Raw genomic sequence first — 11757 nt, 5'->3', positions numbered from 1 at the left:
CATCGGGCGAATCCCCGGGTCAGACCCGGCGGTTGTACTGGCGCACCGTCAGCGGGATGAACACCACCATCAGGGCGAACGCCCAGATCACCACGACGAGCGCGTGGTGGGCCACCGGCCCGCCGGTGAGCAGCCCGCGCGAGGCGTTGGTCACCTCGGTGACCGGGTTGATCTTGACCCACGCCTGCAGCCAGCCGGGCATCGTCGAGGTCTTGGCGAACAGGTTCGAGCCGAAGGTCAGCGGAAACATCATCAGGAACGAGACGCCCTGCACGCTGCGCGGCTGCTTCATGGTCACCCCGAGCAGCGCCACGACCCAGCACATGGCGAACGCGAACAGCAGGACCAGGCCGACCGCCGCGAGCACCGCGAACACGTTGGTGTGGAACCGGAAGCCGATGATCGTACCGAACACGAAGACCGACGTGACGGCCACCAGGAAGCGCAACACGTCGCCGAGCACGGTGCCCGCCAGCGGCGCGATGCGCGATATCGGCAGGCTGCGGAAGCGGTCGAACACCCCCGTGGACATGTCGGTACACAGCCCGACACCGGTGCCGACCGATGCGAACACCACGGTCTGCACCAGGATGCCGGGCAGCACGAACTGCAGGTAGTCGTGCGTGCTGCCCTCGATCGCGCCGCCGAACAGGTAGACGAACATCACGGTGAACAGGATCGGCTGAAGGGTCAGGTCGATCAGCTGTTCGCTCTGCTTCTTCAATTTCACCAGGCTGCGCCAGGTGAGGGTGAGCGTGTGCCGTGCCACCGCACCCGGACCGTTGCGGTGCGGCACGTGGGCCCTGCGGTCGGGCTTGTGGGTGGTGGGGGTGTCCTCGGCGGGACGGACGGTGGTGGTGGTCATCGGGAGGCTCCTAGGACGAGGGCCAGGTGGGAGATGGTCAGCAGGACGACGGCGAGCAGCGGCAACACCCGGGTGCCGTACAGATCCGGGAGGCCGGACAGGTCCGGGAGTTCGTTCACGCCGCCTTCCCCCGGTCGGCCGACGCGTCGTCGGACTCGGACGAGTCCTGGCTGCGGTGCCCGGTGACGGTCATGAACACCTCGTCCAGGCTGGGCAGTCGCAGGGCGAACTCGGTGGCCCGGATGCCCGCCTCGTCGAGCCGGCGGACCACCACCGGCAGCAGGTCCTGATCGGTGACCGCGACGGTGACCTGACCGCGCTCGCTCTCCACGACCGGCTCCCGGTCGGTGAGCTCGCGCAACAGCGCGACCACGTCGGCCATTCGGGCCGGGTCGGCCGGGCGGATCTCCAGGCTCTGACCGCCGACCTGGGCCTTGAGTTGGTCCGAGGTGCCGCTGGCGATCACCCGGCCGTGGTCGATCACCACGATGTCACTGGCCAGTTGGTCCGCCTCGTCCAGATACTGCGTGGTCAGCAACACGGTCACCCCCTCGTCGCGGACCAGTTCGCGCAACATCTGCCACACGTCGCCCCGACTGCGCGGGTCGAGTCCGGTGGTCGGCTCGTCCAGGTAGAGGAACGCGGGACGCCCGACCAGCGAGGCGGCCAGGTCGAGTCGGCGGCGCATACCGCCCGAATAGGTGCCCGGGGTCCGGCCGCCGGCCTCGGTCAGATCGAAGCGGGCGAGCAACTCGGCGGCCCGCGCCTTGGCCTCGCGGCGGGACAGGTCCAGCAGGCGGCCGAGCAGGAGCAGGTTCTCGAAACCCGTCATCTCCTCGTCCACCGACGCGTACTGCCCGGTCAACCCGATCAGCCCGCGCACCTCGTGGGCCTGACGCACGGTGTCGAACCCGCCCACCCGGGCGATGCCCGCGTCCGGCGTGATCAAGGTGGCCAGCGCGCGGACCATGGTGGTCTTGCCCGCGCCGTTGGGGCCCAGCAGGCCCAGCACGGTGCCGGTCTCGGCCCGTAGGTCGACCCCGGCCAACGCCGTGGTGCCGCCGTACCGCTTGACCAGGCCCTCGGTCTCGATCGCGTAAGTCATCGGGTTGCTCCCCGTGGGTGTTCGTGGTCGGTGTGCGACGGGTGTTCGCCGTCCGTTGCCATCAGCTTCGATCCGCCCGCTGATATCGCGCGCACACCCGGCCGGCACCGCCGGCACCGAACTGACACGGTGTCGCGATCGACCCGGGTCCAAGCACCGGTAATGTCCTGGCCCTGAGGGTCCTTGCGGGAGAACGAGGGAAGACCATCGGGAGCCACCACACGCTCGCGATAACTTCGGAGTGGGGCCGTTCACCGGATACGTCGACGGCCGGCGGACGTGGGGTCGGGCGACCGACAAGGGGCACACGCGACAGTGGGGGAGGCAGAGCGTTGGCGGCAGCCGTTCCGATTTCGCAGGGACCGGGCTCGGGAGTACCCGCACGGGGCACCGGCCGTTCGAATGGGCTGTTCCGACCCCGGAACATATCCGTGCGCCGACTCGTCCGGGTCGGCGGCACCACCCCCGGTCTGATGCTCACCACCGGCGTCGCGCTGGTGCTGATCAGCTTGCTGGCCGGACTGTTCGCGGTACTCGCGGTGGGACAGCGCGCGGACTCGGCCAAGGCGGTGGCCACCGGCAGCGAACCGCTCGGGGTCAAGACCCAGGAGATCTATCGGGCCCTGGCCGACGCCGACGCGACGGCCGCGGCCGGGCTGCTCGAAGGCGGCGTCGAGTCGGCGGACGTGCGGCAGCGCTACCAGCAGGCGATCGAAACCGCGTCGAGCACGCTGATCCAGGCGACCGCGGCGGGGGCCTCCGGCAAGGTGGCCGAACAACTTTCCGTGATCGGCGTGCAACTGCCCGAGTACGCCCGCCTGGTCGAGCGCGCCCGGGCCGAGACCCGGCAGGGCAACACGGTCGGCGCCGCCTACCTGCGCTCCGCGTCCAAGAACGTGATGCGCGCCAAGATCCTGCCCGCCGCCACCGCGCTGCACGAGATGGCCGAGAAGCGCCTGACCGGCGACCACCGCGATGCCACCTCGACCCCGTGGGTGCCGCTGATCCTGCTCCTGGTCAGCCTGGTCTCCTTCGGCGGCGCGCTGTGGTTCTTCGCCCGGCGCACACACCGCCGGGTCAATATCGGCCTGGCGATCGCCGGCCTGGCCACCCTGGTGTCCATCGGCTGGTTGTGGGTGGGCACCGACTCCTCGCGCACCGACCTCGACCGCAGCCGCAGCGACGGTTGGGGGCCGGTCGAGACGCTCGCCCAGGCCCGCTTCCTGACTCTGCAGGCACACGGCGACGAGAGCCTGACGCTGGTCATGCGCGGCAGCGACAACGGGCAGTACGAGAACGACTTCAAGGACGTGTGGGGCAAGCTGGTCGGTGTCCCGGCCGGCAACGGCAAGCCGGCGGTGGTCGGCATGCTGACCCGCGCCGAGCGGGTCACCTCCTCGGACCCGACCACGCTGGCCAAGGTCAAGGCCGCCCAGGCCGCCGCCGCGGACTGGGACAAGGCGCACACGGAGGTCGCCGACCTCTACCGCAACGGCGAGTTCGAGCAGGCCGTCGCCCGGGTGACCAAGGCCGACGGCGCCTCCCGGGTGGCCTTCGACCGGATCGACGAGGCATTGCGCGCCGCGGTCGCCGAGGACCAGAAGGACTTCGAGGATTCGGTGCGTTCGGGCCGACAGGCGCTGGACCACCTCGACATCGGCCTGGGCGTCCTGGCACTGCTCGCCGCCGCCGCGACCGTGGACGGTGTCCGTCGTGAGGTCGGGAGGTACAACCGGCCATGAGCATCCGCATCGTGTTGCCCACCGTGGTGTGCGCCCTCGCGCTGACCGTGGCCGGCTGCGGTGCCGGGGTCGGCGAGCGCGACACACCGGAGCCGGCCACCATCGCCGCCGCACCGCGGGCGACCCCCGGACCCGATCCGTCCTGCCCCGACGTCACCGCGAGCCTGCGCCCGAACGGCGCCCTGCCCACGCCGACCGCGTTGCCCGCCGGCAGCACCATGGACACGCTGCGTCGGCGCGGCTTCCTGATCGCCGGCATCGACCAGAGCAGCTTCCCGTTCGGCTTCGTGGACCCGCAGAGCAACCTGCTCCGCGGCTTCGACATCGACCTGCTGCGCGAAGTGGCGAAGGCGATCTTCGGCGACGCCGGCCCCAACCGGATCCAGTTCCGGGTGGTGCGCAACGAGGACCGCGCGATCGCGGTCGCGCGCGGCGACGTGGACATCGTCGCGGAGACCATGACGATCAACTGTCAGCGCCGGCAGAGCGTGGAGTTCTCCTCGGTCTACTTCACGGCCGGCCAGCGGTTGTTGGTGCAAAAGGACGGCGTCGCCGACCGCGCCGACTACAGCGGGGGCCTGGCGGCGCTGCCGCGCGACATGCGGGTGTGCTCGGTGCCCGGTTCCACCTCGATCGGCATGCTGCGCGAGCAGGCGCCGCAGGCGAAGGTGGTCGAGAGCGACACCTGGGCGGGCTGCCTGGTGCTGCTGCAACAGGGCCAGGCGGACGCGATCACCACCGACGACACGATCCTGGCCGGCCTCCAGGCGCAGGACCACATCTTCACCGTCGTGGTCGGCCGCAACCTCACGCTGGAGCCGTACGGCATGGCGATCGCCAAGGACCGTACCGACTTCGTCCGGTTCGTCAACGCGGTGCTGGAGCGGCTGCGCCAAAACGGCCGGTGGAAGGAGCTGTACAAGCAGTACCTCGGCACCTCCTTGTCCGCCGAGGTGCCCGAACCGCCCGCGGCCGAATATCGGGACAGCGCGTGAACCGAGCCCCTCGCGTGCTCGGCCGCGACGAGATCGACGAACTGACGGCTCGTCACGAAGCCGAGTACGACGGCATCACCGCCGGTTTGATGGAGTTGGAGAACCACCCGGGCCGGCAACTCCTGGAGGGCGGCACGCTGACCGGCCGCACCGCCGAGCAGTGGGAGAGCGGCCGGCGGGCGATCGCCCTGCTGTGGGGACACCGCGAGGCGTACGGCGCGGTGCTGGACCGGGTGCGCGCGCTGCGCGGGCGGCGGGGCAAGCCGCAACGACCCGAGTTGGAGGAACTCTCCTTCCTGCTGCTCGGATCGGCCGCCGAACTCGCCGCACGCGACGTGCCGATCGGCCAACGCGCGCTGACCGATCCGGCGCTGCACGTGCGCCGGATGAGCCTGACCGACCTGGTCGCCGACATGGCGCCGGCGTGGAGCGAGGTGACCGCGGTCGTCGAGGCCGCCGACGCGGTGTGGACCCGCCTGGTACCCACGCTGGACCGGGTGGACGCGGGCATCGGCGCCGCCGAGGCCCGGATCGCCGAACTCGGCGGCCCGGACGCGGTGCCCGAGCAGACCGCCGCGCTGGACCGGATCCGCCGCCGGCTGGAAACGGCGCGCACCCTGGTGGCGGGCGATCCGCTGGCGCTCACGAGCGGGGACGAGCGGCGGATCGGCACCGTGGACGTGCCCGCCATCGAGACGGAGCTGAACCAGGTCACCGAAGCGGTGCGGCACCTGCTGATCGTGCGCGGCCGCTTCGACGAGCGCATCGGCCGACTCGGGGCGGCGCTGGAGGAGTTGGCCTACCAGGAGGGCGACACCATTCGCCGGCGGGCGCACGTCCTGAGTCGGATCAGTGACAAGCGGGTGCCCGAGGTGCCGCTTCGGGCGGCCACCCTGCGGGAGCGACTGGGCGCGGTCACCGTGCTCGGCGGCGAGGGCGACTGGGTGCGCGTCTCGCGCGAGCTGAGCACGCTGGAAAACGACGCCGAGGGCGCCCGGGAGCGACTGACGGCCACTCGGGAGCACATCGAGGCCCCGCTGGCCCGACGCGACGAACTGCGCGGCCTGGTGCAGTCCTACCGGGCGATGGCCGCGCGCGGCGGACACGGCGAGGAAGCCGTGCTGGAGTCGCTGTACAGCCACGCCAAGGAGTTGTTGTGGCGAGCACCGTGTGAACTCGAGGTGGCGGTACGGGTGGTGACCTCCTATCAGGAGGCGGTGATCGCCGCGCACCGCAAGGATCGTCCGGACGACAAGGGGGAACAGAGATGATCAAGTGCAATCGTCCGCCTTGCCAGGGCGAGATCGACGACGGGTTCTGCACCGATTGCGGCCAGGAGCCGCTCGCCGCCGGCGCACCGGTGCCGGCCGCACCCGAGCCGCAGCGCAGCGGCCGATCCGGCGTGTCCGGGACCGCGGGCTCCGCGGGCGCCTCGTCCGCGCGCAGCGCTTCCGGGCGCAGCTCGCGCCGCTCGGGCCGGACCGGCGGCACCAGCCGGCGACTCGGCGGCGGTCTGGTCGAGATGCCGAACGTGCCCCGGCGCAATCCGGAGACGGCGCTCGCCCGCAACCCGGTGATCCCCGAGGAGAAGCGCTTCTGCCGCAAGTGCGACCAGCCGGTCGGCCGCGGTCGCGGCGGCCGACCCGGCGTCGCGAACGGGTTCTGCCCGCGCGACCGTACGCCGTTCTCGTTCGCACCCAAGCTTCAGCGCGACGACATGGTCGGCCAGTACCGGATCATCGGCTGCCTCGCCCGCGGCGGCTTCGGCTGGGTCTACCTCGCCCAGGACACCGCCGCGCACAACATGTGGGTCGTGCTCAAGGGCCTGCTCGGCAGCGACGACGCCGACTCGCGCGCGGCGGCTCTGGCCGAGCAGCGCATCCTCACCCAGATCCAGCACGCCAACATCGTGCACATCCAGACCGTCGTGCAGTACCCGGACCCGCTCACCGGCCAGGACGAGACCTACCTGGTGATGGAGTACGTCGGCGGCCTGTCGCTGATGGACCGGCTCAAGTCGATGCGCGAGAGCGACCCCAAGGCGGTGCTGCCCGTCGAGCAGGTGCTGGCCTACGCCATCGACATCCTGCCCGCGTTCGGCTACCTGCACCAACAGAACCTGGTCTACTGCGACTTCAAGCCGGACAACGTGATCCAGACCGAGGACCAGCTCAAGCTGATCGACCTCGGCGCGGTGACCGACCTGGCCCGGCCCGGCAAGTTCACCTACGGCACGGTCGGCTATCAGGCACCCGAGATCGAGGCCGGGCGGGCCGAACCCTCGGTGGAATCCGACCTGTTCACCATCGGCCGCACGATGGCGGTGCTCAGCTTCTACTTCGCCGGATACACCCGCAAGCACAAGGCCGCGCTGCCCGCCGCGAGCGAGGTGCCGCTCTTCACCGAATTCGAGTCGTACCACCGGCTGTTGCTGCGTGCCACGCACCCCGACCCGAACCAGCGCTTCGCCTCCGCGGCGGACATGGCCGAACAGTGCGTCGCGGTGCTGCGCGAGGTGGTGGCGGTCCGCACCGGCGAGCCGCGACCGGGCGTGTCCGGGCTGTTCGGCCCGGAGACCCGGGTCGTGCACGCCGAGGTGGCCGCGCGCAACACCGACCCGGGCCTGCTCGCGCCCGCGCCCGACCCGGCGGTGATCGCCGGCGCGCTGCCGGTGCCCCGGGTGGACCCCGCCGACCCGGCCGCGAACCTGCTGGCCACCGTGGCCACCACCGACCCCGACGAACTGCTCTCCGCGCTCACCGCCGCGGGCATCTCCTCGCCGGAGGGCACGCTGCGGTTGGTCCGGATGTGCATCGAACACGGGGACGTGGTGCGGGCCCGGGCGTTCCTGGCCGACCTCGACGCCGACGACTGGCGGCTGCCCTGGTTCGAGGGTTTGGCCGCGCTGTCCGAGCACGACCTCGCGCGCGCCCACGAGTGCTTCGACGGGGTGCGCGGCGCGCTGCCCGGCGAGCCCGCGCCGCGGATCGCACTCGGCGCGTGCCGCGAGGCGATGGGCCGCTACGACGAGGCCGCCGCCGAGTATCGCGGCGTCTGGGCCACCGACCGCGCCTACGTCGCGGCGGCCTTCGGGCTGGCCCGGTGCCAACTGGCCACCGGAGACCGGGCGGGCGCGGTACGGACCCTGGAGAGCGTGCCGGACACCTCGGCCAACCACATCGCGGCGCAGACCGCGGCGCTGCGCACCCGGATCAGCGGTCGGGGCGCGGGCGAGGCGTTGGGCCCCGACCTGACCGCGGCCTCCGATCGGCTCGGCGCGCTGCGGCTGGAGGGCGAGGCGCACGATCGGCTCGCGGTCGAACTGCTGGAGACGGCGCTGGAGTGGGTCAAGGCAGGCGCGAAGGGTGGGAATTCGGGCACCGGGGACGCGGGTGGAACCGCCGGGGTGCTCGGTAGCGAGTTGAAGGAAAAGCCTCTGCGGTTCGCCCTGGAAAAGTGTTACCGCGATCTGGCCCGGCATGTGACGACGCATGCGGAGCGCATCGCGCTCGTCGACCGGGCGAACGAGGTGCGACCGTGGACGTGGGTGTGATCAGAGTGGCTGGATATGGACGACTGGACGCGACCGGGCCCGGGGGCGCCACGGACGGGGACGAGGCAGCCCCGCCCGAGCCGCCGACGGCCGCCGGCGCGGCGTGTCCGTCGTGTGGGCTCGCCAGTGACGCGGACGACCGGTATTGCGAGTCCTGCGGCTACGACCTGGACATCCCGGTGCCGCCGGTGGCCGAACGGCCGCCGCCGCGGCGGGTGGCGGCGCCCAGTGGGCATGGCCCGGTGTGTTCCGCGTGCGGCACCGCGACGATCGGCTCGGACGGGTGGTGCGACGCCTGCGGGCGGCCGTTCAACCCGCGCGATCACGTGGAGAGCGACCTGGGCTTGGTGGCGATGGTCAGCAACCGGGGCCTGCGGCACCGCCGCAACGAGGACTCCGCCGCGCTGCGGGTGTTGCGGATGCCGGACGGCAGCGACCACGTGGTCGCGGTGGTGTGCGACGGGGTGTCCTCCTCGCCGCGTCCCGACGAGGCGTCCGCGACCGCGGCCGAGACCGCGTGCGCGACGATGGCCGCCACCCTGATCGAGGGCTGCGCGCCGGCCAAGGCCACCAGCGCGGGGGTCGCCGCCGCCGCGAGCGCGGTGGCCCGGATGCCCGGGGCCGAGGACGCGGGCAACGCGCCCGCGTGCACCCTGGTCTCGGCGATCATGACGCCCGGCGGGATCACCGTGGGCTGGGTCGGCGACAGCCGCGCCTACTGGCTGGCCGATCCGGACAGCGGGGCGGACGATCCGGCGGACGGCGACGACACCCTGCCCGGTGCGAGCACGCTGCCCCGCGGGGCGGCCGGCGAGCCGTACGCGCCCGAGGACGAGGAGAACGGGATCCGGCGCACCCCCTCCGCGCTGCTGACCGAGGACGACTCCTGGGCGACCCGGATGATCGCGCTCGGCGCGATGACCGAGGCCGAGGCGTACGCCGACCGGCGCGCGCACGCGATCGTGTCCTGGCTGGGCGCCGACGCGGGCGAGGTGCGGCCGCGGGTGACCAGCGTGCGGCCGTCCGGCCCCGGGGTGCTGCTGCTGTGCAGCGACGGACTGTGGAACTACCTCTCGGTCGCACCGACGTTGGCCGCGATGGTGCTGCCCGGAGCGCTCGACCGGCCGTTGGACGCCGCACGCCTGCTCACCGGCTTCGCCCTCGACCGCGGTGGTGCGGACAACATCACGGTCGCGCTGATCCCGTTCAACCCGCCCGGGGACCCGGTGCGCGGACCCGACCACGACTGACCCGGAAACAAAGGAGTCGGATTCATGTCAGGCGCCCCCGAATTCACCATCGAGGTCAACCAGAACCCCTACCTCCCGATGGGAGGTCACGAGGTCCACGCCGTCGCGCACATCCGCGCGTCCGGACCGCCGACCGGGGTGCGCAGCAGCGCGCACGGGGCCGAGGTGATCATGGTCGACTGCTCGGGCTCGATGGACTTCCCGTCCACCAAGCTCAAGGCCGCCAAGCAGGCCACCAAGGCCGCGATCGACACGCTGCGCGACGGCACGCTGTTCGCGGTGGTCTCCGGTACCGGCATGGCGTCGATGGTGTACCCGTTCGGGGAGACCCTGGTCCCCGCCGACGACCGCACCCGCAAGGAGGCCAAGCGCGAGGTGGACAAGCTCCGCGCGCGCGGCGGCACCGCGATGGGGCAGTGGTTGCTGATGGCCCGTCGCCTCCTGGAGCCGCACACGGACGCGATCCGGCACGCGATCCTGCTCACCGACGGCAAGAACGAGAGCGAGCGCGAGCAGGACCTGGCCGAGGCGATCGCCTACTGCGAGGGCGTGTTCGTCTGCGACTGTCGGGGCATCGGCCTGGACTGGCGGGTGGAGGAGGTGCGCAAGATCTCCACCGCGCTGCTGGGGGACATCGGCTTGGTGAGCGAACCGGCGGATCTGGTCGCCGACTTCACCAAGATGATGGAGAACGCGATGGGCAAGGCGGTGGCCGACGTCGCGCTGCGGGTGCGCACGATCAGCAACGCCCGGGTGAAGTACGTCAAGCAGACCTACCCGGTGATCGACGACCTGACCGCGCGGCGGACCGAGGTCGGGCCCAACGTCGGGGACTACCCGACCGGTTCGTGGGGTGGCGAGAGCAAGCACTACCACGTGTGCCTGGAGGTCGAGCCGGACGAGGTCAACCCGGGTGGCAAGCGCCGCCCGTGTCAGATCTCGGTGGTGCTCCCGGACGGCTCCGGCGGCCTGGAACTGGCCAAGGCCGGCGTGTTCGCGCAGTGGACCGACGACGAGGAACTCTCCACCCGGATCAACCCGGAGGTGGCCGAGGTCACCGGCCGGGCGAAGCTGGCCCAGGCCGTACAGGAGGGCCTGCAGGCCCGCCGGGACGGTGACGAGACGACGGCGACCGCGCGCCTGGTCCAAGCCCTGGAACTGGCCAACGAGGCGGGCGACGAGCACACCGCGCGGCTGCTCGGCCGGGTCGTGGAGGTCGAGGCGGACGGGACCAGCAGGTTGCGCAACAACGAAGAGGACTTGATGGTCATCGACATCGAGTCGCACAAGACGGCCCGAGTGGGACCGCCGCGCGAGGGCTGAGGTTGGTTCGGCACACGCCTGGGGTTGGGTACGGGAACACGAAGGAGGTCCGCTCATGCACACTTGTCCGGTCGGCCATCCGTCCACCGCCGCGGACTACTGCGACGAGTGCGGGCGCACGATGCCCGGTGCGGGGGGTTCGCCCTTCGAACCCGAGGGTTCGGAACCGGAGCGGGAGCTGCCGGGCGGTGTGCTGACCTGTCGGTTCTGTGCGACCGCGTACACGGCGGACGACCAGTTCTGTGAGGGCTGCGGGCACGAGGTGTCGAAGGGCGATCCGGGGCCGGTCGTCGCTGTGGGCCCGGTCCCGGGTCCAGGCCCGGGTCCAGGCACGGGCACGGTGTCGACCGGCACGTCGCCGCTCGGTCCGTCCACGTCCGACACACCCTCGTCCGGTCCGGTGTGGACGGTGCGGGTGGTGCCCGACCACGACTACTTCCTGCGGGTGCTCGAATGGGACGGACCGGACGCGCACAGCATGCGGTTCCCGCACGAACAGGAGCCGCGGACCCTCGCGTTGACCGGCGAGTCGATGCGGATCGGGCGGCGCAACCCCAGCACGAGTTCGGCCCCGCCGGAGATCTCGCTCGACGATCCGGGGGTCTCCCGTCGGCATGCGATGTTGCTGCGCTGCGGGGACGGCACGTGGGAGGTGATGGACCTGGGCGCGGCCAACGGGACCACCATCAACGCGGGCTTCGACCGGGTCCGCCGCGACCCGGTGCACCTCAAGGACGGTGACCGGGTGCACGTGGGGGCCTGGACGACGCTGGAGTTCCGGCGCGTGGGTCAGTGAGGCCGATCGCCCGCGGGCGCGGGGCGGGCCCCCGGGCCCGCGGCGCCCCCCCCGCCGGGGGGGGGGGGGCGCCCCCCCCCCCGGGGGCCCCCCCCGGCCCCCCCCCCCCCCCGCGGCGCCGGCGCGCG

10 protein-coding genes are annotated in these 11757 nt (G+C 72.0%); 7 read left to right on the top strand and 3 right to left on the bottom strand.

Annotated features, from left to right (window positions below):
* Positions 1 to 19: 19 nt before the first annotated feature.
* Genes ACH4U8_RS01270 through ACH4U8_RS01260 form a run of 3 tightly spaced genes read right to left on the bottom strand, consistent with a single transcriptional unit; the run spans position 20 to position 1970 of the window.
* Entirely contained in the window at positions 20 to 865 is an 846-nt protein-coding gene (locus ACH4U8_RS01270; RefSeq protein WP_395775495.1) for an ABC transporter permease, read from the bottom strand.
* Positions 862 to 984 carry a hypothetical protein gene (locus ACH4U8_RS01265; protein ID WP_360317788.1) on the bottom strand — a complete coding sequence of 41 codons (123 nt, stop codon included), beginning with the start codon at positions 982 to 984 and terminating at the stop codon, positions 862 to 864. The genes ACH4U8_RS01270 and ACH4U8_RS01265 overlap by 4 nt, the downstream gene beginning before the upstream one ends.
* A complete protein-coding gene (locus ACH4U8_RS01260) occupies positions 981 to 1970 on the bottom strand; it encodes an ATP-binding cassette domain-containing protein (protein WP_395775494.1) in 990 nt (329 codons plus the stop codon). Before ACH4U8_RS01260 ends, ACH4U8_RS01265 begins: the two co-directional genes overlap by 4 nt.
* 431 nt (positions 1971 to 2401) lie before the next feature.
* Between ACH4U8_RS01260 and ACH4U8_RS01255 the strand changes: the two genes are divergently transcribed.
* The 7 genes from ACH4U8_RS01255 to ACH4U8_RS01225 are packed head-to-tail and all read left to right on the top strand — an operon-like array spanning position 2402 to position 11629.
* A complete protein-coding gene (locus ACH4U8_RS01255) occupies positions 2402 to 3712 on the top strand; it encodes a hypothetical protein (RefSeq protein ID WP_360317792.1) in 1311 nt (436 codons plus the stop codon).
* Entirely contained in the window at positions 3709 to 4707 is a 999-nt protein-coding gene (locus ACH4U8_RS01250) for a glutamate ABC transporter substrate-binding protein (RefSeq protein WP_360317794.1), read from the top strand. Before ACH4U8_RS01255 ends, ACH4U8_RS01250 begins: the two co-directional genes overlap by 4 nt.
* Positions 4704 to 5978, top strand: coding sequence for a hypothetical protein (locus tag ACH4U8_RS01245; protein ID WP_395775493.1), 1275 nt, complete (start codon positions 4704 to 4706; stop codon positions 5976 to 5978). The genes ACH4U8_RS01250 and ACH4U8_RS01245 overlap by 4 nt, the downstream gene beginning before the upstream one ends.
* Positions 5975 to 8260 carry a tetratricopeptide repeat protein gene (locus tag ACH4U8_RS01240; protein WP_360317798.1) on the top strand — a complete coding sequence of 762 codons (2286 nt, stop codon included), beginning with the start codon at positions 5975 to 5977 and terminating at the stop codon, positions 8258 to 8260. The genes ACH4U8_RS01245 and ACH4U8_RS01240 overlap by 4 nt, the downstream gene beginning before the upstream one ends.
* Before the next feature lie 5 nt (positions 8261 to 8265).
* A complete protein-coding gene (locus tag ACH4U8_RS01235) occupies positions 8266 to 9510 on the top strand; it encodes a protein phosphatase 2C domain-containing protein (protein ID WP_395775492.1) in 1245 nt (414 codons plus the stop codon).
* Positions 9511 to 9534: 24 nt separating this feature from the next.
* Complete coding sequence (locus tag ACH4U8_RS01230; RefSeq protein WP_360317802.1) at positions 9535 to 10833, top strand: vWA domain-containing protein; 1299 nt, start codon at positions 9535 to 9537, stop codon at positions 10831 to 10833.
* Between the two features lie 55 nt (positions 10834 to 10888).
* Complete coding sequence (locus tag ACH4U8_RS01225; protein ID WP_395775491.1) at positions 10889 to 11629, top strand: FHA domain-containing protein; 741 nt, start codon at positions 10889 to 10891, stop codon at positions 11627 to 11629.
* Positions 11630 to 11757: the final 128 nt, after the last annotated feature.

This window comes from Embleya sp. NPDC020886 (genome assembly GCF_044333915.1).
In the GTDB taxonomy this organism is placed as follows: domain Bacteria; phylum Actinomycetota; class Actinomycetes; order Streptomycetales; family Streptomycetaceae; genus Embleya.
The sequence above is the reverse complement of the archived record's forward strand: the minus strand, read 5'-3'. Positions and strand labels throughout refer to the sequence as shown.